Annotated in this window: 21 protein-coding genes and 1 tRNA gene; 15 read left to right on the forward strand and 7 right to left on the reverse strand. The window is 66.1% G+C overall.

Annotation, left to right across the window (positions count from 1 at the left end; translation table 11 throughout):
- Nucleotides 1-72 precede the first annotated feature (72 nt).
- The 8 genes from AC3AP7_RS14495 to hisC all read left to right on the forward strand — a co-directional run bounded on the left by AC3AP7_RS14495 (nt 73) and on the right by hisC (nt 7252).
- A complete protein-coding gene (locus AC3AP7_RS14495) occupies nt 73-1914 on the forward strand; it encodes a tetratricopeptide repeat protein (protein WP_475761803.1) in 1842 nt (613 codons plus the stop codon).
- Nucleotides 1914-2567 (forward strand): lipoprotein insertase outer membrane protein LolB, encoded by a 654-nt coding sequence (gene lolB / locus AC3AP7_RS14500; RefSeq protein ID WP_475761800.1) that lies wholly within the window; start codon nt 1914-1916, stop codon nt 2565-2567. Before AC3AP7_RS14495 ends, lolB begins: the two co-directional genes overlap by 1 nt.
- A gap of 25 nt (nt 2568-2592) precedes the next feature.
- The gene (gene ispE, locus AC3AP7_RS14505) at nt 2593-3474 is read left to right on the forward strand and encodes a 4-(cytidine 5'-diphospho)-2-C-methyl-D-erythritol kinase (protein ID WP_475761798.1); all 882 of its coding nucleotides are present in this window, start codon (nt 2593-2595) and stop codon (nt 3472-3474) included.
- Between the two features lie 52 nt (nt 3475-3526).
- Nucleotides 3527-3603: transfer RNA gene (locus AC3AP7_RS14510), tRNA-Gln, on the forward strand.
- 44 nt (nt 3604-3647) lie between these two features.
- Nucleotides 3648-4604, forward strand: a complete 957-nt coding sequence (locus AC3AP7_RS14515) for a ribose-phosphate pyrophosphokinase (protein ID WP_475767916.1) — start codon at nt 3648-3650, stop codon at nt 4602-4604.
- A gap of 151 nt (nt 4605-4755) precedes the next feature.
- Nucleotides 4756-5364: a 50S ribosomal protein L25/general stress protein Ctc gene (locus AC3AP7_RS14520; protein ID WP_475761796.1), complete on the forward strand. Its 609-nt coding sequence runs from the start codon at nt 4756-4758 to the stop codon at nt 5362-5364.
- 123 nt (nt 5365-5487) lie between these two features.
- A complete protein-coding gene (gene pth / locus AC3AP7_RS14525) occupies nt 5488-6090 on the forward strand; it encodes an aminoacyl-tRNA hydrolase (RefSeq protein ID WP_475761794.1) in 603 nt (200 codons plus the stop codon).
- Nucleotides 6091-6172: 82 nt separating this feature from the next.
- Nucleotides 6173-7252, forward strand: a complete 1080-nt coding sequence (gene hisC / locus AC3AP7_RS14530) for a histidinol-phosphate transaminase (protein ID WP_475761792.1) — start codon at nt 6173-6175, stop codon at nt 7250-7252.
- A 53-nt stretch (nt 7253-7305) separates the two neighbouring features.
- Here the strand turns inward: hisC and AC3AP7_RS14535 are convergent, their stop codons facing one another.
- The 3 genes from AC3AP7_RS14535 to rsmD form a co-directional block, all read right to left on the reverse strand.
- Entirely contained in the window at nt 7306-7563 is a 258-nt protein-coding gene (locus tag AC3AP7_RS14535) for a YfhL family 4Fe-4S dicluster ferredoxin (RefSeq protein WP_475761790.1), read from the reverse strand.
- Nucleotides 7564-7753: 190 nt separating this feature from the next.
- Entirely contained in the window at nt 7754-8266 is a 513-nt protein-coding gene (gene coaD / locus AC3AP7_RS14540) for a pantetheine-phosphate adenylyltransferase (RefSeq protein WP_475761789.1), read from the reverse strand.
- A 123-nt stretch (nt 8267-8389) separates the two neighbouring features.
- Nucleotides 8390-9004, reverse strand: a complete 615-nt coding sequence (rsmD, locus tag AC3AP7_RS14545) for a 16S rRNA (guanine(966)-N(2))-methyltransferase RsmD (protein WP_475761787.1) — start codon at nt 9002-9004, stop codon at nt 8390-8392.
- Nucleotides 9005-9236: 232 nt separating this feature from the next.
- Here rsmD and ftsY point away from each other — a divergent pair, with 232 nt between their 5' ends.
- Nucleotides 9237-10349: a signal recognition particle-docking protein FtsY gene (gene ftsY / locus AC3AP7_RS14550; protein WP_475761785.1), complete on the forward strand. Its 1113-nt coding sequence runs from the start codon at nt 9237-9239 to the stop codon at nt 10347-10349.
- Between the two features lie 148 nt (nt 10350-10497).
- Here the strand turns inward: ftsY and maiA are convergent, their stop codons facing one another.
- Nucleotides 10498-11142 carry a maleylacetoacetate isomerase gene (gene maiA / locus AC3AP7_RS14555; RefSeq protein ID WP_475761782.1) on the reverse strand — a complete coding sequence of 215 codons (645 nt, stop codon included), beginning with the start codon at nt 11140-11142 and terminating at the stop codon, nt 10498-10500.
- A gap of 28 nt (nt 11143-11170) precedes the next feature.
- On the reverse strand, nt 11171-11869 hold the full coding sequence (locus tag AC3AP7_RS14560; protein ID WP_475761780.1) for a fumarylacetoacetate hydrolase family protein: 699 nt from the start codon (nt 11867-11869) through the stop codon (nt 11171-11173).
- A gap of 310 nt (nt 11870-12179) precedes the next feature.
- Between AC3AP7_RS14560 and ybiB the strand changes: the two genes are divergently transcribed.
- Nucleotides 12180-13151 carry a DNA-binding protein YbiB gene (gene ybiB, locus AC3AP7_RS14565; RefSeq protein WP_475761778.1) on the forward strand — a complete coding sequence of 324 codons (972 nt, stop codon included), beginning with the start codon at nt 12180-12182 and terminating at the stop codon, nt 13149-13151.
- A gap of 58 nt (nt 13152-13209) precedes the next feature.
- On the opposite strand, the gene AC3AP7_RS14570 is transcribed toward ybiB, so the two are convergent.
- The gene (locus AC3AP7_RS14570; RefSeq protein WP_475761776.1) at nt 13210-13593 is read right to left on the reverse strand and encodes a nuclear transport factor 2 family protein; all 384 of its coding nucleotides are present in this window, start codon (nt 13591-13593) and stop codon (nt 13210-13212) included.
- A gap of 443 nt (nt 13594-14036) precedes the next feature.
- Here AC3AP7_RS14570 and rpoH point away from each other — a divergent pair, with 443 nt between their 5' ends.
- The 5 genes from rpoH to cydX all read left to right on the forward strand — a co-directional run bounded on the left by rpoH (nt 14037) and on the right by cydX (nt 18453).
- Nucleotides 14037-14972: an RNA polymerase sigma factor RpoH gene (gene rpoH / locus AC3AP7_RS14575; protein ID WP_475761774.1), complete on the forward strand. Its 936-nt coding sequence runs from the start codon at nt 14037-14039 to the stop codon at nt 14970-14972.
- A 286-nt stretch (nt 14973-15258) separates the two neighbouring features.
- The gene (gene cydP / locus AC3AP7_RS14580; protein WP_475761772.1) at nt 15259-15519 is read left to right on the forward strand and encodes a cytochrome oxidase putative small subunit CydP; all 261 of its coding nucleotides are present in this window, start codon (nt 15259-15261) and stop codon (nt 15517-15519) included.
- Complete coding sequence (locus tag AC3AP7_RS14585; protein WP_475761770.1) at nt 15509-17101, forward strand: cytochrome ubiquinol oxidase subunit I; 1593 nt, start codon at nt 15509-15511, stop codon at nt 17099-17101. Before cydP ends, AC3AP7_RS14585 begins: the two co-directional genes overlap by 11 nt.
- A 42-nt stretch (nt 17102-17143) precedes the next feature.
- Nucleotides 17144-18280, forward strand: a complete 1137-nt coding sequence (gene cydB, locus AC3AP7_RS14590; RefSeq protein ID WP_475761768.1) for a cytochrome d ubiquinol oxidase subunit II — start codon at nt 17144-17146, stop codon at nt 18278-18280.
- A 56-nt stretch (nt 18281-18336) separates the two neighbouring features.
- On the forward strand, nt 18337-18453 hold the full coding sequence (gene cydX / locus AC3AP7_RS14595; RefSeq protein WP_475761766.1) for a cytochrome bd-I oxidase subunit CydX: 117 nt from the start codon (nt 18337-18339) through the stop codon (nt 18451-18453).
- Between the two features lie 69 nt (nt 18454-18522).
- On the opposite strand, the gene nagE is transcribed toward cydX, so the two are convergent.
- A complete protein-coding gene (gene nagE, locus AC3AP7_RS14600) occupies nt 18523-20313 on the reverse strand; it encodes an N-acetylglucosamine-specific PTS transporter subunit IIBC (RefSeq protein WP_475761764.1) in 1791 nt (596 codons plus the stop codon).
- Between the last annotated feature and the right edge of the window lie 24 nt (nt 20314-20337).

Consider the following 20337-nt stretch of genomic DNA (forward strand, 5'->3'; position numbering starts at 1 on the left):
AACTTGCGTGGCGGGTTGTGCGCTTATTGTAGCGAGCGCGTTACAATCGTCCGAAACATTGAACGGATTTCCATGAACTTATCCTTCGTGAAGCTGTTTTCGAGGCGCGAGGCGCGCGCCTCGCGGGTCCCGCACACCGTGTCGGCGCGCCGCCTCGCCGGTGCCGCCGTGCTGGCCGCATGGACCTTCACCGCGCTGCCGGCGCACGCGCAGGCGCCCGAGCCGAACACCGGCGTGAGCGTCGTGTCCGCGCCCGACGACTTCGACATGGAGTGGGCGGACGAAAAGAAGGATCTGCCGAACGTCCCGCTCACGAGCCAGATCGTGTTCCAGGTGCTCGCCGCCGAAATCGCGTTGCAGCGCGACGAGCCCGCGCCCGCCTATCAGACCTATCTGGCGCTCGCGCGCGACACGCACGACCCGCGCATGGCGCAGCGCGCCACCGAAATCGCGCTCGCCGCGCAAAGCCCGACCGACGCGCTGACGGCCGTGCAGTTGTGGCAGCAGTACGCGCCGGATTCCGAACGCGCCGCGCAGCTCGATGCGTCGCTGCTCGTGCTGTCCGGCAAGCCCGAGCAGGCCGAGCCGCTGCTCGCCAGGGAACTCGCGAAGATCCCGGACGAAAATCGCGGCACCGGCATCCTCTCGCTGCAATTGCTGCTCGCACGCGGACCGAACCGCGCCGGCGGGCTGCAGGTGCTGCAGGATCTCGTCAGAAACGACCTGAACCGCCCGGAAACGCAGCTCGCGCTCGCGCGCCAGCAGGTCATCGCGGGCGACCCGGCCGCCGCGCGCAAATCGCTCGAGCAGGCGCTCGTGCTGAAGCCCGACTATCTGCCGGCTGCACTCGCGCTGTCGCAGATGGGCCCGCAGGAGCGCGACGAGGCCATCGCGTCGCTCGACAAGTTCGTCCAGCAGAACCCGAAGTCGCACGACGCCCGCCTCGCGCTGGCGCAGATGTACCTCGCGAGCGACCGCCTCGACGACGCACAGAAGCAGTTCGAGGCGATGCACAAGGACAACGCGGACGACCTCACGCCGCTGATGGCGCTCGCGCTGATCGACATCCAGAAGAAAGACTTCGGCGATGCGCAAGACTATCTGAAGCAATACGCGAAGAAAGCCGAAGCGGTCCCCGGCGAAGATCCGGGCCAGGCCTACCTGTACCTTGCGCAGATCTCGCTCGAACAGAAAGACATGTCGGCCGCCAACCAGTGGCTCGACAAGGTCTCGCCGGCGAGCCAGCAATACGTGGCGGCGCAGATCACCCGCGCGCAGTTGCTCTCGCAGCAGGGCAAGCCGGATGACGCGCGCAAGCTGCTCGCCGACCTGCAGACGCCCGATCCGCACGAGCAGGCCATCATCGCCCGCACTGACGCAGCGATCCTGTTCGATGCGAAGCGCTACCCGGAGGCGGAAGCGCGCCTTGCGCAAGCCACCGCGGATTTCCCGGACGATCCCGACCTCACATACGACTACGCGATGGCGGCCGAGAAAAACGGCCACTACGACATCATGGAAGCGCAGTTGCGCAAGCTGATCGCGTCCGACCCGGACAACGCCCAGGCCTACAACGCGCTCGGCTACTCGCTCGCCGACCGCGGCTTGCGGCTGCACGAAGCGGACAAGCTCGTCGAGAAGGCCTCGGCGCTTGCGCCGAACGACGCGTACATCATGGATAGCGTCGGCTGGGTCAAATACCGGCTCGGCGACGACGCCGACGCCATCAAGCTGCTGCGCAAAGCGTTCACGCTGCAGCCGAACGCGGAAATCGGCGCGCATCTGGGCGAGGTCCTGTGGAAGAGCGGCGACCAGGCGCAGGCCATGCAGGCCTGGCGCGAAGCGCACAAGCTCGAACCCGATAACGACACGCTGCAGAAGACGCTCAAACGTTTCCAGATCAACGATCTCTGATGCCGATTCTGTCCCGCTCCATCCGTTTGTCCCGTCGCGTGCGCGCCGCCGGTGCGCCGCGCCGCGCGGTGTTTTGCCTCGTCGCCGCGGCGGCCGTCGCGCTGGGCGGCTGCGCGTCGGTGCGCCCGCAAGGCCCCGCGCTGTCGAAGGCCGCCACCGAACTCTCCACGCAGACGAGCCGGGCGTATCACGGCCGCTTCGCGATCGACTACGTCGACCAGAACGGCCAGCCGCGCAGCGCGTATGGCAACTTCGACTGGCAGGAAGCCGGCGACACCGTCACGCTGCAGTTGCGCAACCCGCTCGGGCAGACGCTCGCCATCGTGACGTCGTCGCCTGCGTCCGCCTCATTGGAATTGCCGAACCGCGAGCCGCTGACCGCGGACAACGTGTCGACGCTGATGCAGAACGCGCTCGGCTTCGCGCTGCCCGTGGAGGGGCTGCGCTACTGGCTGCAGCCATCGCCGGCACCGACCTCGCGCGCGAAGACCGAAATGGAACCGCAGCAACCGACGCGGCTAAAGCAAATCCGCCAGGACGGCTGGACCATCGACTATCTCGCGTATGCCGACGCACCGGCCACGGGCCCGCGGCGCATCAACCTGAGCCGCAGCCAGCCGCCGCTCGATATCAAGCTCGTGCTGGACCAGTAAGCCGCATCGTCTTTCGTCCCGACTCATGATCGAAACAACCGATTCGCTGCGCGCGTGCCTCGCGCCGGCGAAACTGAACCTCTTCCTGCATATCACCGGACGCCGGACGGACGGTTATCACGCGCTGCAGACGGTATTCCAGCTGCTCGACTGGGGCGACACGCTGCACTTCACACGGCGCGACGACGGCTGCGTCACGCGTCGCACCGATGTGCCCGGCGTGGCGGAAGCACACGACCTCACCGTGCGGGCAGCGCTGCTGCTCAAGCAGCACACCGGCACCCGGTTCGGCGTCGAGATCGAGATCGACAAGCGCCTGCCGATGGGCGCGGGTCTGGGCGGCGGCAGTTCGGACGCGGCCACCACGTTGCTGGCGCTGAACCGTCTCTGGAAACTCGATCTGCCACGCGCGCAGCTCGAGGCGCTCGCCCTCACGCTGGGCGCCGATGTTCCGTTCTTCGTGTTCGGAAGAAATGCGTTCGCGGAGGGTGTCGGAGAAGCATTGGAGGCGGTACAATTGCCGCCGCGTTATTTCCTGGTTGTGACGCCGCGGGTTCATGTTCCTACCGCAGCGATTTTTTCCGAAAGATCGTTGACAAGAGACTCGAAACCCATCACAATTACGGACTTTCTTGCACAGCAAAGTTGCAGCGCAGAATGGCCTGACAGTTTTGGCCGGAATGACATGCAGCCAGTTGTCGTGGGAAAATACGCGGAAGTCGCGCAGGTGCTCGAATGGTTTGATCACATCGCGCCAGCGCGGATGACCGGATCAGGTGCAAGTGTTTTTGCAGCGTTCCAGACTCGCAGCGAGGCGCAAGCCGTGCAAGCCAGGCTACCCGCCGAGTGGAACAGTGCAGTAACGGTAAGCCTCGATACGCATCCACTCTTTGCTTTCGCGTCATAGGTTTTGCGTCGTCGAACGGTCCTACACGGTCGGCGAAGCTCAAAGTTAGTGTAGGGGAGTCGCCAAGTTGGTTAAGGCACCGGATTTTGATTCCGGCATTCGAGGGTTCGAGTCCTTCCTCCCCTGCCAAAAATTCTCGCATATCCTCGCCCCCAGCCAGAAGCAGGTGCATGATGAGCAGCCATGACGGCCTGATGGTTTTTACTGGCAACGCGAATCCCGCGCTTGCACACGAAGTCGTCAAAATCCTCGGTATCCCCCTCGGCAAGGCGATGGTGAGCCGGTTCTCCGACGGCGAAATCCAGGTCGAAATTCAGGAAAACGTGCGCGGCAAGGACGTCTTCGTCCTGCAATCCACCTGCGCACCGGCGAACGACAACCTGATGGAACTGATGATCATGGTCGACGCGCTCAAGCGCGCCTCTGCCGGCCGGATCACCGCTGCCATCCCCTACTTCGGCTACGCGCGCCAGGATCGGCGCCCGCGTTCCGCGCGCGTCGCGATCTCCGCGAAAGTCGTTGCGAACATGCTGGAAATCGCCGGGGTCGAGCGGATCATCACCATGGATCTGCACGCTGACCAGATCCAGGGCTTCTTCGACATCCCGGTCGACAACATCTACGCCACGCCAGTGCTGCTCGGCGACCTGCGCAAGCAGAATCACGAGAACCTGCTGGTCGTGTCGCCGGACGTGGGCGGTGTGGTTCGCGCCCGTGCGCTCGCGAAACAGCTGAACTGCGATCTGGCGATCATCGACAAGCGTCGCCCGAAGGCGAACGTCGCCGAAGTCATGAACATCATCGGCGAAGTGGACGGGCGCACCTGCGTGATCATGGACGACATGGTCGACACCGCGGGCACGCTGTGCAAGGCCGCGCAAGTGCTCAAGGAGCGCGGCGCGAAGAAAGTGTTCGCGTACGCAACGCACCCGGTCCTGTCGGGTGGCGCGGGCGCGCGCATCGCTGCGTCGGCACTCGACGAACTGGTCATCACGGACACCATCCCGCTCGGCGAGGAAGCCCGTTCGTGCGCGAAGATCCGTTCGCTGACGAGTGCCGGTCTGCTGGCCGAAACGTTCTCGCGCATCCGCCGCGGCGACTCGGTGATCTCGCTGTTCGCGGAAGGTTAAGCATTGGCGAAGGCGCCGCGGTCAACGCGGCGCTTTTGCGTAATCGGCACAAACGGACGAAGGTTTGTGCCGTCGAGTCGGGGGCCTCAGCCAGACTGGCTTGCAGGCCCCATTTTTACTGCCTGGTCGCGGGCAGCATTGGAGAAACAAGATGAAAGTCGTCGCTTTCGAGCGTTCTTTGCAAGGTACGGGTGCGAGCCGCCGCCTGCGTAACTCGGGCAAGACCCCGGGTATCGTGTACGGCGCTGGCGCAGAACCGAAAATGGTCGAACTCGACCACAACGCGCTGTGGCACGCGCTGAAGAAGGAAGTTTTCCACTCGTCGATTCTCGACCTGGAAGTGGCCGGCAAGGCCGAAAAGGTTCTGCTGCGCGACGTGCAATACCATCCGTTCCGTCAACTCGTGCTGCACGTGGACTTCCAGCGCGTCGACCCGACGAAGAAGCTGCACACGAAGGTGCCGCTGCACTTCATGAACCAGGAATCGAATCCGGCCGTCAAGCTGTCGGGCGCGGTGATCTCGCACGTTCTGAACGAAATCGAAATCGAATGCCTGCCGGCCGCGCTGCCGGAGTTCCTCGAAGTCGACCTCGCGAAGATCGAAGCGGGCCAATCGGCGCACGCAAAAGACATCGTGCTGCCGGCTGGCGTGTCGCTGGTCGCGCACGTCGAAGCTGAGAACCCGGTGCTCGCAAGCGCGACGGTTCCGGCTGGCGCAGTCTCCGAAAGCAGCGCAGCGGGCGAAACGCCGGCAGCCTAAGCAGAGCGTCATCCTCTCGATCCGTTTCGCTGAAACGGACGATGTGACCCGCCGCGGTTCGCCCCGGCGGGTTTTTTTTCGGTCCTCGAGGGTCGCGCGGCCTGCCGCCGGCCCCTGTCAAACATGATCAAGCTGATCGTAGGGCTCGGCAACCCGGGCGCCGAATACACGGCGACACGACACAACGCGGGCTTCTGGCTGGTCGACCAGCTGGCGCGCGAAGCGGGCGCCACGCTGCGCGACGAGCGCCGCTTTCACGGTTTCTACGCGAAAGCACGTCTGTTTGGCGAGGAAGTGCATCTGCTCGAACCGCAGACGTACATGAACCGCTCGGGCCAGTCGGTGGTTGCGCTTGCGCACTTCTTCAAGATCCTGCCGGACGAAATCCTCGTCGCGCACGACGAACTCGATCTGCCGCCCGGCACCGTCAAGCTGAAGCTCGGGGGGGGCAGCGGCGGGCATAACGGGCTGAAGGACATCTCCGCGCATCTGTCGTCGCAGCAATACTGGCGTCTGCGGATCGGCATCGGCCACCCGCGCGATCTGATTCCGGAAAGCGCCCGCGCCGGCGCCAAACCCGATGTCGCCAGTTTCGTCCTGAAGCCGCCGCGCCGCGAGGAGCAGGCGGTGATCGACGCGTCGATCGAACGCGCGCTCGTGCAGATGCCGCTCGCCGTCAAAGGAGAGCTCGAGCGGGCGGTGATGCAGTTGCATCGCAACGGCTGAGCGCCGCGGTTGCCGTACACGCGCGGACGACGTTTCAATCCGCACCGCACGGGCTGATGCCCGCGCTCCACAGGAGATCCGCTTGAGCCCGTACTGGAGTGACATCGTTCATCGACTGACGCCGTACGTACCCGGCGAACAACCCGCGCTCGCCCATCCGGTCAAGCTCAACACGAACGAGAACCCGTATCCGCCGTCGCCGCGGGTGCTGGCGGCGATTCGCGACGAACTCGGGCCCGCGGGGGATTCGCTGCGCCGCTATCCGGATCCGGCCGCACGCCGGCTGCGTGAAACCGTAGCGGCCCACCACGGTTTGCGCGCCGATCAGGTCTTCGCCGGCAACGGCTCGGATGAAGTGCTCGCGCTGGCGTTTCAGGCGCTGCTGAAACACCGCGAACCGATTCTGTTTCCCGATATCACGTACAGCTTCTATCCGACTTACGCGCGCCTGTTCGACGTCGCCTACCGGACGGTGCCGGTGGACCCACGCTTCGCGATCCACGTCGATGACTTTCTGCAGCCCAACGGCGGCGTGCTGCTGCCGAACCCGAACGCACCCACCGGGCACGCGCTGGCCCTTGACGACATCGAACGGCTGGTTGCGGGGAATGCGGACTCGGTGGTTGTCGTCGACGAAGCGTATGTGGACTTCGGCGCCCAGTCCGCGCTGGCGCTGATCGAGCGCTATCCGAACCTGCTCGTCGTGCAGACGACGTCGAAATCGCGCTCGCTCGCCGGCATGCGGGTCGGCTTTGCGTTCGGCGACACGGCGCTGATCGACGCGCTCACGCGGGTCAAGGACAGCTTCAACTCGTACCCGCTCGACCGGCTCGCACAAGCCGCGGCAACGGCCGCCTACGAGGACGACGAATGGTTTCGCGGCAATTGCGCGAAAGTGATCGGCGGCCGCGAACGGCTCACGGCGGAACTGGTTGCGCTAGGTTTTGACGTCGTGCCGTCCGCGGCGAACTTCGTGTTCGCGCGCCACCCGGATCACGACGCGGCAGCGCTCGCCGCCGCGCTGCGGGCCCGCGAGATTTTCGTGCGCCACTTCAACGCGCCGCGTGTGAGCCAGCATCTGCGAATCTCGATCGGCACCGACGCGGAATGCGCGGCGCTGGTGGAAGCGCTCACGGCGATCATTTGCGCCCGCGCGGAATAAGGCCGTTAGCGACACGGGCGCCGGGCACAAGCTGGCGCAGCGCGCGGGCCTGCTCAGGCGCTTTTTGCCGCCAGCAGCGCGTGATACTTCGCCAGCAGCGCCTCGCGCGTCTCCAGATGCTGCGGATTACGCGGGATACATTCGACCGGGCACACCTGGATGCACTGCGGCTCGTCGAAATGGCCAACGCATTCTGTGCATTTCGCCGGATCGATGACGTAGATTTCGGGCCCCATCGAGATGGCGCCGTTCGGGCACTCCGGCTCGCAGACGTCGCAGTTGATGCACTCGTCGGTAATCATCAGGGCCATACTTCTCTCGCTTTACCCTTCAAAAACAAGACATTGTAGCGCGTCACCGCCGCTTCGCGCGCGGGCGGCGCCCGGGTCGACGAGCGACAGAACGTCTGGCTCACGTGTTGTCATACGGAAGGACGGCACCGTCAGGACGCCCCAGCGCCCTCCCGGCATACCGGGGAGCGCCCCCCGCGGGCGACGCCCGTTACAGCTGGGCGCCCCCGGCGTCGCCTTGTTCCATCAGCGCCACCTTGTCCTGCAGCCATTTTTCGACCGAGGGAAACACGAACTTGCTGACGTCGCCGCCGAGTTGCGCGATTTCGCGGACGATCGTGCCCGAAATAAACTGGTACTGGTCCGACGGCGTCATGAACATCGTCTCGACGTCCGGCAACAGGTAGCGGTTCATCCCGGCCATCTGAAACTCGTATTCGAAATCCGACACCGCACGCAGGCCACGCACGATTACGCGGGCGTTATTGCTGCGGACAAAGTCCTTGAGCAGGCCCTTGAAGCTCATCACCTGCACGTTCGGATAGTGGCCGAGCACTTCGCGGGCGATGTCGAGCCGCTCCTCCAGCGTGAAAAAGGGCTTCTTGTTGCGACTGTCTGCGACGCCTACCACCAGCGTGTCGAAAATGCTCGACGCGCGGCGGACGAGGTCTTCGTGACCGCGCGTCAGCGGATCAAAGGTACCCGGATACACGGCGACTACCATGGCGCTTCTCCTCTTTTCAGACAAATGGGCACGGCAGGCGCGCCAGCGGCGAGGCCGCGGACGCATCCGGCGCCGGGCGCACGTGACGCTTGAGCGTCCGGCGCTTGTGTTTTGGCACGCGCATTATTCCTCATTTTCGCGCTGCAGCAAATGGAAGCGGACCGCACCCGCCTTGCCGTCGCGCACGATCGCCCAGCCCGTCAGCGCGGCGTGTTGCGCCGGCTCGAGCGCAGCGCCCGCCTCCACATACAGAAAGCCGCCCGGGCTCACGAGCGGCACGGCCAGCTCCAGCGCGCGGCCCAGCAGGTCCGAACCGAACGGCGGGTCGAGAAAGACGACCTCGAACGTACCGGGCGCAAGGCCGGCGGCAAGGCGCAGCGCGTCCGCCTCCGCGATCTCCACCGCGCTCGCCGCAAGGCGCTCCCGGATCGTGCGCAACTGCGCGGCAGCCCGCGCGTGGCGTTCGACCATCAGCACCCGTGCCGCCCCGCGCGACGCCGCCTCGAAGCCGAGCGCGCCGCTGCCGGCGAACAGGTCGAGGCAACGCTGCCCTTCGAGACGCTGGCCGAGCCAGTTGAAGAGCGTCTCGCGCACGCGGTCGGGCGTGGGACGCAAGCCGTCGAGGTCGAGAACGGGCAGCGGCGTGCGCTTCCACTGACCGCCGATGATGCGGATCGTGTGCGGTTTGCCGCGGCCGGCGGCCGCGCCTTGCACGTGCGAGGAGGGGGAACGGGGCATGCTGGATTGCGCGATGGAACGATCTGCCCGCGCGCGGCGCGCCGCACCCGGGATGGAGCGCCAACGTTACCACACGACGGCGGACACGCCACCTCGGCCGTCCGGCCAGTACGCGAGCGCGCGGCACGCCTGATAGAATGGGCCTCTCTCGATGCATTGCACCATGCGCCCCATCGCAGCCGCGCCGAACCGGCGGCCGCGCCCGCCGGGCCAGCTCTCACCACGCCAGATCATGTTCAGTTTTTTCAAACGATTCTCGGGATCGAAAGCGCCGGACGACACCCGCAGCGCCACCGAGGCCGAGACGCCGCCGTCGCTTGCCGAAGAGCCCGCGGGCCTTGCGCACGCAGCCTCAACCGGCGCCGCGGTGGTCTCGCCCGACGCCCCGCCGCCCACGGGCGGCGGCACCGCCGAAATCGTGCCGCCGCCCGAGCCGGAAGCCGCCGCGCGGAAATCCTGGCTGTCGCGGCTCAGAAATGGCCTGTCCAAGACCAGTTCTAGCCTCACCGGCATCTTCGTCGGCACGAAAATCGATGAAATGCTGTATGAGGAGCTCGAAACCGCGCTGCTGATGTCCGATGCCGGTGTCGACGCAACCGAATTCCTGCTCGAATCCCTGCACGAGAAGGTCCGCTCGGAACGGCTCACAGACCCGCTGCAGGTCAAGGCGGCGTTGCGCACGCTGCTGGTCGATCTGCTGAAGCCGCTGGAAAGGTCGCTGGTGCTCGGCCGCGCGCAGCCGCTCGTCATGATGATCGCGGGCGTCAACGGCGCCGGCAAGACAACCAGTATCGGCAAGCTCGCCAAGCACCTGCAGAGCTTCAACCAGTCGGTGCTGCTTGCCGCCGGCGACACGTTCCGCGCGGCCGCGCGCGAGCAGCTTGCCATCTGGGGCGAGCGCAACAACGTGACGGTCGTGTCGCAGGAGAGCGGCGACCCGGCTGCCGTGATCTTCGACGCCGTAAGCGCGGCGCGCGCGCGCAAGATCGACGTGCTGATGGCGGACACCGCGGGCCGCCTGCCCACCCAGTTGCATCTGATGGAAGAGCTGCGCAAGGTCAAGCGCGTGATCGGCAAGGCAATGGACGGCGCGCCGCACGAAGTGCTGCTCGTCATCGACGCGAATACCGGCCAGAACGCGCTCACGCAGGTCAAGGCGTTTGACGACGCGCTGGGCCTGACCGGGCTCATCGTCACGAAGCTCGACGGCACCGCGAAAGGCGGGATCCTCGCGGCGATCGCGCGGCAACGGCCCGTGCCGGTTTACTTCATAGGCGTGGGCGAGAAAGTGGAGGATCTGCAGCCGTTCAGCGCGGAGGAATTCGCCGACGCGCTGCTCGGCTAGGCGAGCCGCTCCGAGCCTGTCCGTCAGCGCATTCGTTCGCTGGCGCGGCTATTCCGGCACGCGGGCCGTGCAAGCGCTCCCGCCCGGCGCCGCCTGGGTATCGGTGCCAGGCTCACCGCCCTTGCCGGCGCCACGCACGGGCAACAGGTCACTCGGCGTCCGGCTGCACGCCCGGCGCGGCGCGCGCGAACGCATCGAGCTGCGCCAGGTGGTTCGCGATCCGCTCGATCGTCGGAAAGCGCGCCACGTCGATCTCGAAGCGCCGCGCATTGAACACCTGCGGCATCAGACATGCATCGGCGAGCGTCGGCGTATCGCCGAAGCAGCAGGTGCCTGTGCGCGCGTCGCTCACCAGATGGGTCTCAAGCGTCGCGAAGCCGCTCTCGATCCAGTGGCGATACCACGCGTTCTTCGCGTCCTCGGCCACCCCGAGCGTGTGCTTCAGATATTTCAGCACGCGCAGGTTGTTCAGCGGGTGAATCTCGCAGGCAATCTGCAGCGCAACCGATCGCACGTACGCGCGCTCGGCAGGCGAGCCCGGCAATAGAGGCGGCTCCGGGTGCGTCTCGTCGAGATATTCGATGATCGCGAGCGACTGTTGCAGCACGTGCGGACCCTCGACGAGGGTCGGCACGATCGCGTCGGGATTCAGCTTGCGATACGCCGGCTTGAGCTGCTCGCCGCCGTCGCGCAGCAGATGCACCGGCGCGTAGTCGTAGGGCAGGTTTTTCAGGTTTAGCGCAATGCGCACGCGATACGCAGCCGAACTGCGGAAATAGCTGTAGAGCTTCATGCGTGTAAGTCTCCTCCTCGCCGGCGGGTCAAACGACGCGGACGCTGAATTCGCCGAGCCCGTCGATGCCCCCCTTCATCAGGTCGCCCTTCACGACCGCGCCCACGCCTTCCGGCGTACCGGTGAAAACCAGGTCGCCCGGCTGCAGTTCGAATAGCGCCGAGAGCGATGCAATCGTCTCGGCAACCGACCAGATCATGTGCGACACGTCCGCGCGCTGCCGGTCCTCGCCGTTGACGCTCAGCCAGATCGCCCCTTTGCCGATGTGCCCGACTGCCGACACCGGGTGAACCGGGCCGAGCGGCGCGGAATGGTCGAAGCCCTTCGCGGTGTCCCACGGGCGGCCCATTTTCTTCGCCTCCGCCTGCAGATCGCGACGCGTCATGTCGAGGCCAAGCGCATAGCCGTACACATGCCCGAGCGCCTCGTTCACCGGAATGTCCTTGCCCGCTTTGCCGATCGCCGCGACCAGCTCCATTTCGAAATGCACGTTGTGCGTCTGCGCCGGATACGGGAATTCACCGGTCGCACCCGGCGCCACGTAGACGACGGCGTCGGCAGGCTTGCCGAAAAAGAACGGCGGCTCCCGGTCGGGATCGTGCCCCATCTCGCGCGCATGCGCTTCGTAGTTGCGGCCGACGCAATAAATCCGGCGTACGGCGAACCGCTCGTCCAGCCCCGCCACGGGCACGCCCACCACCGGCGCCGGCGCAAACACGTAACTCATTCCGCTCTCCTGTTGTCGACGAACGCCGCACGCGCGGCGCGAAAGTCCCGAGTGTAGCCCGGTCCGGGGCGCATCGCGCACGAGTCGGGCGTCTCCTGTAACACGGAGTAATCTGCTCCGCTCAGGCAACCGGACGCGGCCGGATGGCCGGCTCGCGCTTGCCAGATCGCCCCGGATGCGATACTTCACTCCTTGAGAGTGCGACATCGCCGCACGATGCGACGCCGGCCGCCACACCGCCGGGGGCCGCCGCCGGCGACGCCGCGCGTCATTTACCGCTGCTTTCGGGCGGCTCACGCCCCCTCGCCCCATGACCGCATCCACCTCCGCTGCCGCCGAATTCGCCTGTGCCCGCTTCATCAAGGAGATCGGCCGCGGGCCGAACGGCGCCCGCGCACTGACGCCCGACGACACGCGCCAGCTCTACGAGGCGATCCTCGATGGCCGCGTCCCGGACCTCGAACTCGGCGCCGTCCTGCTCGCCTACCGCGTGAAGGGCGAAACCGCCGACGAACTCGCCGCCATGCTCGACGTCGCACACGCGTCGTTCGAACCGGTTTATCTGGCCCCGGGCGCGTTCCGCCCCGTTTCGATTCCGAGTTACAACGGCGCGCGCAAGCAGCCGAACCTCGTGCCGCTGCTCGCGCTGCTGCTCGCGCGCGCGGGCGTGCCGGTGCTGGTTCATGGCGTCACCGAGGATCCGGGGCGCGTCACCAGCGCCGAAATCTTCACGCACCTGCAGATTGCGCATGCCCAGTCGCGCGAGCAGGTCGAAGACGCGCTCGCGGCGCGACGCATCGCGTTCGCGCCGGTCGCGACGCTCGCGCCGAAGCTTGCGCGCGTGCTCGACCTGCGCCGGCGCATGGGGGTGCGCAACTCCACCCACACGCTGGTGAAGCTGCTGCAGCCGTTCGCGCCGGCGGGGCTGCGGCTCGTCAACTACACGCATCCGCCGTATCGCGAGAGCCTCACGGCGCTCTTCAGCGCGCATCCGCAGGCGGCCGCCGGCGGCGCGCTGCTCGCGCGCGGCACCGAGGGCGAGGCGGTCGCCGACACGCGCCGTCAGGTGCAGGTGGACTGGCTGCACGACGGCATCTGCGAAACCCGGCTCGCCGCCGAACGCGCCGCGCCCGACGCCCCGGAAGTCGAACTCCCGCCCGCGCGCGACGCCGCCACGACCGCCGCGTGGATCGGTGCGGTGATGCGAGGCGAGGCGCCGGTGCCGGCCGCGATCGAGCGGCAGGTGGAGCTGGTCGTGGAGATTGCGAGAACGGCCGCTTGAGCGCACGCGGTGCACGCTGTGCGCGCGGCGGCCCGCGCCGGCTCCGTGCGGCGCCGGTTTATTCGAGCGCGCAGCGCGTCGCCTGCCACGCGACGAGGCGCCATTGGCCGTCTTCCTGCACGTGGATCGCGGTGTAGGCGATCGGAAACAGCAGCGCGCCGTTGTTCGCCTCCATTTCGATCAGCGCGCGTCCGGTGACGACGCAGGTCTCGCGCCCCACGGGCAGCACGTCCTGCGACTGGACCTCGATCTGCCGGTAGCGGCGACGGCCTGCGGTGATGCCATCGATGAACTGCTGCTTGGTCTCGCGCTTGCCGTTCGTATGGACATAGCTCACGTTGTCCGCGAGCAGTTCGACGAGCAGGGGCCCGTCGCCATCGACCATTGCGCGAAAGCGGTCGCGCTCCAGTCCGCGAATGGCCTCGATCACTTTCGCCGTCATGGCTCCACCCCTTTGCGTGAACGACCCGGCTCGGGCCGCGCTCGCACGCAGTTACGCCGCACGTGTAGCTCGCTGAAATTTATACCAGGATCGGGCTCTTTGATACCGCCGCCGAGGGCCCTCGTTCCGGCGTCGGATCCGGCCGCGAAGATTTCCGGAATACGGTGCCGAAACAGGCAGCCCCATCCCGAGCGACGCGCATGTCAACGCGTGTTCACTACCGATCCCGATAATGGGAAAAATTCCACCTCGCCGGCACGATCCTGCGAAGGGCGTATGATGGCTATTAGGGCGCAATTTTCAATAGCCTTTGTGGAACTCCCACGCAGCCCATCGCTCCAAGTATTAGCACTCAGTGACCCGGAGTGCTAACATCCACGCTGGAGTCGCCGTCTGACCATGCTTTTGTATGATTTTTGCCTGATCTCCAAGGAGTTTGATACGTGAGCAACGCCATGACCCTTCCGAGTACTCTGAGCCCGTCGTCGGCTAAGGCCGCTCCGGCAGGTGCACTGACGCTCGCGCATGCCTCGATGCTGCCCGGGCAGCTCGGCAATATCGACGCCTATATCCAGGCCGTGAACCGCATCCCGATGCTGACGCCGGCCGAGGAACGCCAGTTCGCCACCGAATTCCGCGAACAGGGCAATCTCGACTCCGCGCGGCGCCTGGTGCTGTCGCACCTGCGGCTCGTCGTGTCGATCGCCCGCAATTACCTCGGCTACGGTCTGCCGCACGCTGACCTGATCCAGGAGGGCAACATCGGCCTGATGAAGGCGGTCAAGCGCTTCGATCCGGAGCAGAACGTGCGCCTCGTGTCGTATGCGATGCACTGGATCAAGGCGGAGATCCACGAGTACATCCTGCGCAACTGGCGTGTGGTGAAGGTCGCGACCACGAAAGCGCAACGCAAGCTGTTCTTCAACCTGCGCAGTCACAAGCAGGGCACCCAGGCATTCACGCCCGAAGAGATCGACGGCCTCGCGAAAGAACTGAACGTGAAGCGCGAGGAAGTGGCCGAGATGGAAACCCGTCTGTCGGGGGGCGACATCGCACTGGAAGGCCAGATCGAAGACGGCGAGGAATCGTACGCACCGATCGCGTATCTGGCCGACGCGCACAGCGAACCGACTGCGGTACTCGCCGCGCGCCAGCGCGACAAGCTGCAAAGCGACGGCATCGCCACCGCGCTTGAAACGCTCGACCCGCGCAGCCGCCGCATCATCGAAGCGCGCTGGCTCAACGTCGAAGACGACGGCTCGGGCGGCTCGACGCTGCACGATCTCGCCGACGAGTTCGGCGTATCGGCCGAGCGCATCCGTCAGATCGAGGCGAGCGCAATGAAGAAGATGCGCCACGCACTGGCCGAATACGCCTGAAAGCCGCGCACGCTTCCCGGGTTCACGCTCCGCCACCCGCCCCGCCCTCGCAAGACGGCGGGGCTTTTTGTCGGCATGCGCGCGCGCAAGGTGCCCGCTGTTTTTTGACCTGGCTCAATCCGCTTCGCATTAGCGTCGTCGCAGCATAGCTTGCGCGACCTGATGTCACAGTCTCGCCCTTCCGCAGCGACCTCCCCTGAACTAATATCGTCTGTAGTCGCCAGGACGCATGCGCGCCCCGGATCCGGCCGGCTCGCACCGGCGTGAAGTCGTCCTTCGACCGATCATGAACCTCTCGCTACCCGAAAGGCCCGCCTCCCGCATCACGCTGCGCGAGCGCTTTGCCGCCTGGGCCCGCGGACCGACGTTCGCACGCGACATCGTCATCGTCCTCGCGATCAAGTTCGCACTGCTGATGGTGCTCAAGTACGCATTCTTCAATCATCCGCAGGCGGACAACATGTCGATGCCGCCCGCACTCGTCGCGCAGGCCATCCTGTCGCTGCCTGCAACGCATCCGTCTCAAGGTGATCAACATGCCCGTTAGCGAAGTCGTCGACCTTTCGCGCCTGCAGTTCGCGGTCACGGCGCTCTACCACTTTCTTTTCGTACCCCTGACGCTCGGACTGTCGTGGCTGCTCGTCATCATGGAAGCGGTCTATGTGATGACCGGCAAACAGATCTACAAGGACATGACGCAGTTCTGGGGCAAGCTGTTCGGCATCAACTTCGCGATGGGCGTCACCACCGGCCTCACGCTCGAATTCCAGTTCGGCACCAACTGGTCGTACTACTCGCATTACGTCGGCGACATCTTCGGCGTGCCGCTCGCGGTCGAAGGGCTGATGGCGTTCTTCCTCGAATCGACCTTCGTCGGACTGTTCTTTTTCGGCTGGAACCGGCTGTCGCGCGTCCAGCATCTGGTCACGACGTTCCTCGTCGCGCTCGGCTCGAACCTGTCCGCGCTGTGGATTCTCGTCGCGAACGGCTGGATGAACAATCCGGTCGGCGCCGAATTCAACTACGAGACGATGCGCATGGAGCTGACCAGCCTGTTCGACGTGGTCTTCAATCCGGTTGCGCAGGTCAAGTTCGTCCATACCGTGTCAGCCGGCTATGTGACTGCGTCGATGTTCGTGCTCGGCATCTCGTCGTGGTATCTGCTCAAGCGCCGCGACACCGAATTTGCGCTGCGTTCGTTCGCGATCGCCGCCGGCTTCGGGCTCGCGTCGACCCTCTGCGTGATCGTGCTCGGCGACGAATCCGGCTACCGCACCGGCGAAGTGCAACAGATGAAGCTCGCCGCAATCGAATCGGAGTGGGATACCGCTGCCCCGCCGGCGCCGTTCACGATCTTCGGCATCCCGAACCAGAAGGAAGAACGCACCGACTATGCGATCAAGATTCCGTACGTGCTCGGCCTGATCGCCACGCGCTCGATCGACGACCCGGTGATCGGCCTGAAGGATCTGATGGCTGAGAACGCGGTGCGCATCCGCAGCGGCATGATCGCCTACGGCGCGCTGCAGCAGCTGAAGCAGGGCGACGCGTCCGACGCCGCGAAAGACGCTTTCGCGGCCCACCGCGAGGATCTCGGCTATGCATTGATGCTCAAGCGGTTCACCCCCGACGTGGTGGACGCGACCGCGCAGCAGATCGACGCCGCCGCAAAGGCGACGATCCCGCCGGTGGCGCCGGTCTTCTTCTCGTTCCGGCTGATGGTCGGGCTCGGCTTCCTGTTCCTCGCCACCTTCGTGGCGGCCTTCTGGTTCTGCGCGAAGCGCACGCTGCTGCTCGAACGGCGCCGCTGGTTCCTGCGCTGGGCCGTGTGGGCGATTCCGCTGCCCTGGCTTGCCGCCGAATTCGGCTGGATCGTCGCGGAGGTCGGGCGGCAGCCGTGGACCATCGCGGGCATCCTGCCGACCTCGCTGTCCGCATCGAGCCTCACGACGCACGATCTGCTGCTGAGCCTCGCCGGCTTTATCGTGTTCTACACGGCGCTGTTCATCATCGAGATCACGCTGATGTTCAAGTACGCGCGGCTCGGACCGTCGGCGCTGCACACCGGGCGCTATCACCATGAAACACAGCCGGTGGCGGCGCCGATGTCGACCACGCCCGTCGTCTGATCCGCCGCCGCGCAGCCAGAAGCGAGACTTCAAGGAAAGAACATGGATTACGCCACCCTCAAGATAATCTGGTGGGCGCTGATCGGCGTGCTGCTGATCGGCTTCTCGCTCACCGACGGGTTCGACATGGGCACCACGATCCTGCTGCCCTTCCTCGGCAAGAACGACGCGGAGCGGCGCATCGTCATCAATTCGATCGGCGCAACCTGGGAAGGCAACCAGGTGTGGCTCGTCACCGCCGGCGGCGCGATGTTCGCCGCCTGGCCGCTGGTCTACGCGGCGTCGTTCTCCGGCTTCTACTTCGCGATGCTGCTGGTGCTGTTCGCGCTGTTCTTCCGGCCGGTCGGCTTCGACTATCGCGGCAAGCGCGACGACCCGCGCTGGCGCAATGCATGGGACTGGGCGCTGTTCGTCGGCGGGTTCGTGCCTGCGCTCGTGTTCGGCGTCGCGTTCGGCAATCTGCTGCAGGGCGTGCCGTTCGCGTTCGACAGCGATCTGCGCGTGACCTACCACGGCAGCTTCTTCGCGCTGCTCAATCCGTTCGCGCTGCTATGCGGGCTCGTCAGCGTATCGATGCTCGTCGCGCACGGCGCCGCGTTCCTGAAGATGAAGACCGACGGCGTGGTCGCCCAGCGTGCCTCGGCCGCGCTGCGGATCGCGGCGCTCGTCGCGGTTGCGCTGTTCCTGATTGCCGGCGTGCTGATCGCGACGATGATCGGCGGCTACCAGATCGTCGATCCGGCGCCGCTCGATACAGTCGCCAATCCGCTGCTCAAGAACGTGATCGGCGCGCCGGGGCTGTGGCTCGCGAACTACTCGACGTATCCGTGGATGATGGCCGCGCCGGTGATCGGCGTGTTCGGCGGGCTCGCCGCACTGCTGCTCGCCGGCTCGCGCTTCGAGAAAGCGGCGTTCCTTTCGACGAGCCTCCTGATCATCGGCGTGATCCTGACGGCCGGCTTCTCGATGTTCCCGTTCATCATGCCGTCCTCGCTCGACGGCCGCAGCAGCCTGACCGTGTGGGACTCGACCTCGAGCGCGATGACGCTCGAAATCATGCTCGTCGCGGTGATCGTGTTCCTGCCGGTCGTGCTGATCTACACGAGCTGGGTGTATCGCGTGATGCGCGGCAAGGTCACTGCCGCCGCCCTCGAAGAGAACCGTCACACGATGTATTGAAGCGCGCGTCGCCGCGTGCGGCGGCGCGCAGGTCCCTGCATGAAAAGGAGCACACGATGTGGTATTTCAGCTGGATTCTCGGCATCGGCGTCGCACTCGCGTTTGGCGTCATCAACGTGATGTGGCTCGAATCGCAGCAACCGGTGATCGCGGAAAAGCGCCGCCCGAAATAGCCGGCGCGGCGCGCCCGCGAGGCGTCTCATGCAGCGGCCGCGCGACGCCCGGCACGGCCGCCCGGCCGCTCAGGCTGGCTGCGGCACCGCGCCCGCCGGCCCGGTCGCTGGCAGGCGCGTCGACAACTGCTGTGCGTAGCGCGCAGCCGCCTCGCCCACCACGAGGTGGAACGTCGTCGGGCTCACCCACGCCACGTCGAGCGAGGCGAGACGCTGGCGATCGACCGCATCCGCATCCTTCACGACCACCCGCAGACGCGTCGCCGCGACCGCATCGAGCGACACGATATTCGTTGCGCCGCCGAACACCGCGAGCCAGCGCATCGGCTCCGGATCGAGCGGCCCGCTGGCGGCGCCGGCAGCCGCGACCGGTACCGGCGCAGCGGCAGCCGCGTGCGCGGGAGCGGTCGGCGGGATCGCGTTCAGGCCCTGTGCCATCGCCCGACGGATTTCGTCCGCGATGAGATCCGCTTCGGGCCCGATGATCACCTGCACATTGTTCGCCCCGCGCGCCAGCACGCCGCGCGCGCCAATCGCCTTCAACGCCGCTTCGGATACCCGGCCCGTGTCGGCGACGGTCAGCCGCAGACGCGTCGTGCACGCATCGACGAGCGTAAGGTTCGCCGTACCGCCGAGCGCCGCGATATAGCGCACCGCGCGCGGCGCGTCGAGCGCCGCCGCGCCCGCCGCCGTCACCGGTGAGAGCCCGCCGGCTTCGCCGGCCGACGCCGCGCTGTCATCGGCCGAAACGGGTTCGCGCCCCGGCGTCGCCATGTTGAAGCGGCGAATGAAGAAGCGGAACAGCCCGTAATAGACCACCGCATAGACGAGGCCGATCGGCAGCGCCAGCCAGCCGCGCGTCGACAGCCCGTAGTTCAGCACGTAGTCGATTGCGCCCGCCGAGAACGTGAAGCCGAGGTGAATCCCGAGCGCCGAGCAGATCGCGAGCGACAGGCCGGTCAGCAGCGCGTGAATCACGTACAGCGCCGGCGCGAGGAACATGAAGCTGAACTCGATCGGCTCGGTGACGCCGGTCAGGAACGACGTGAGCGCCATCGAGAACAGCAGGCCGCCCACCATCGCGCGGCGCTCCTTCGGCGCCTCGTGGAACATCGCAAGACACGCCGCCGGCAGGCCGAACATCATGATCGGGAAAAAGCCGGTCATGAAGGTGCCCGCGGTCGGATCGCCGGCGAAGAAGCGATGCAGGTCGCCCGTCACCGGCGCGCCGCCCGGCGGGGTGAAGGTGCCGAACACGAACCACGCAAGCGAGTTCAGGATGTGATGCAGCCCGGTGACGAGCAGCAGCCGGTTCAGCACGCCGAACACGAACGCGCCGAGCGCGCCGGCGGTCGTCAGCCAGTGGCCGGCCAGATCGATCGCCGCCTGCACCGGCTGCCACACGTAGCCGAGCACGATGCCGATCGCGAGACAGGTCAGGCCGGTGACGATCGGCACGAACCGCTTGCCGCCGAAGAACGCGAGGTAATCCGGCAGCTTGATGTCCTTGTAGCGGTTGTACAGCGTGCCGGCGACAAGGCCCGCGACGATCCCCGACAGCACGCCCATGTTCAGCTTGTCGTTGATGTCCTTCATCACCGCGATCTCGACGAGGTAGCCGATCGCGCCCGCGAGCGCCGCCACCCCGTTGTTGTCCTTCGCAAAACCGACCGCCACGCCGATCGCGAACAGCAACGGCAGGTTGTCGAAAATCGCGCCGCCGGCATCCGCGATCATCCTGATGTTGAACACATCGGGTTGACCAAGGCGCAGCAGCAGGCCGGCAACCGGCAGCACCGCAATCGGCAGCATCAGCGCGCGACCGAGCCGCTGAATCTTCAGAAACGGGTTCCCATCCATTGAACGCTCCACTCCATTGTCTCT

The sequence above is a fragment of the Paraburkholderia sp. PAMB 6770 genome, from assembly GCF_057748135.1.

Bases quoted from the DNA above. Each gene is read 5' to 3' on its own strand.
- AC3AP7_RS14495 (WP_475761803.1), top strand. From the start codon at position 73: ATGAACTTATCCTTCGTGAAGCTGTTTTCGAGGCGCGAGGCGCGCGCC.
- lolB (WP_475761800.1), top strand. From the start codon at position 1,914: ATGCCGATTCTGTCCCGCTCCATCCGTTTGTCCCGTCGCGTGCGCGCC.
- ispE (WP_475761798.1), top strand. From the start codon at position 2,593: ATGATCGAAACAACCGATTCGCTGCGCGCGTGCCTCGCGCCGGCGAAA.
- AC3AP7_RS14515 (WP_475767916.1), top strand. From the start codon at position 3,648: ATGAGCAGCCATGACGGCCTGATGGTTTTTACTGGCAACGCGAATCCC.
- AC3AP7_RS14520 (WP_475761796.1), top strand. From the start codon at position 4,756: ATGAAAGTCGTCGCTTTCGAGCGTTCTTTGCAAGGTACGGGTGCGAGC.
- pth (WP_475761794.1), top strand. From the start codon at position 5,488: ATGATCAAGCTGATCGTAGGGCTCGGCAACCCGGGCGCCGAATACACG.
- AC3AP7_RS14535 (WP_475761790.1), bottom strand. From the start codon at position 7,563: ATGGCCCTGATGATTACCGACGAGTGCATCAACTGCGACGTCTGCGAG.
- coaD (WP_475761789.1), bottom strand. From the start codon at position 8,266: ATGGTAGTCGCCGTGTATCCGGGTACCTTTGATCCGCTGACGCGCGGT.
- rsmD (WP_475761787.1), bottom strand. From the start codon at position 9,004: ATGCCCCGTTCCCCCTCCTCGCACGTGCAAGGCGCGGCCGCCGGCCGC.
- ftsY (WP_475761785.1), top strand. From the start codon at position 9,237: ATGTTCAGTTTTTTCAAACGATTCTCGGGATCGAAAGCGCCGGACGAC.
- maiA (WP_475761782.1), bottom strand. From the start codon at position 11,142: ATGAAGCTCTACAGCTATTTCCGCAGTTCGGCTGCGTATCGCGTGCGC.
- AC3AP7_RS14560 (WP_475761780.1), bottom strand. From the start codon at position 11,869: ATGAGTTACGTGTTTGCGCCGGCGCCGGTGGTGGGCGTGCCCGTGGCG.
- ybiB (WP_475761778.1), top strand. From the start codon at position 12,180: ATGACCGCATCCACCTCCGCTGCCGCCGAATTCGCCTGTGCCCGCTTC.
- AC3AP7_RS14570 (WP_475761776.1), bottom strand. From the start codon at position 13,593: ATGACGGCGAAAGTGATCGAGGCCATTCGCGGACTGGAGCGCGACCGC.
- cydP (WP_475761772.1), top strand. From the start codon at position 15,259: ATGAACCTCTCGCTACCCGAAAGGCCCGCCTCCCGCATCACGCTGCGC.
- AC3AP7_RS14585 (WP_475761770.1), top strand. From the start codon at position 15,509: ATGCCCGTTAGCGAAGTCGTCGACCTTTCGCGCCTGCAGTTCGCGGTC.
- cydB (WP_475761768.1), top strand. From the start codon at position 17,144: ATGGATTACGCCACCCTCAAGATAATCTGGTGGGCGCTGATCGGCGTG.
- cydX (WP_475761766.1), top strand. From the start codon at position 18,337: ATGTGGTATTTCAGCTGGATTCTCGGCATCGGCGTCGCACTCGCGTTT.
- nagE (WP_475761764.1), bottom strand. From the start codon at position 20,313: ATGGATGGGAACCCGTTTCTGAAGATTCAGCGGCTCGGTCGCGCGCTG.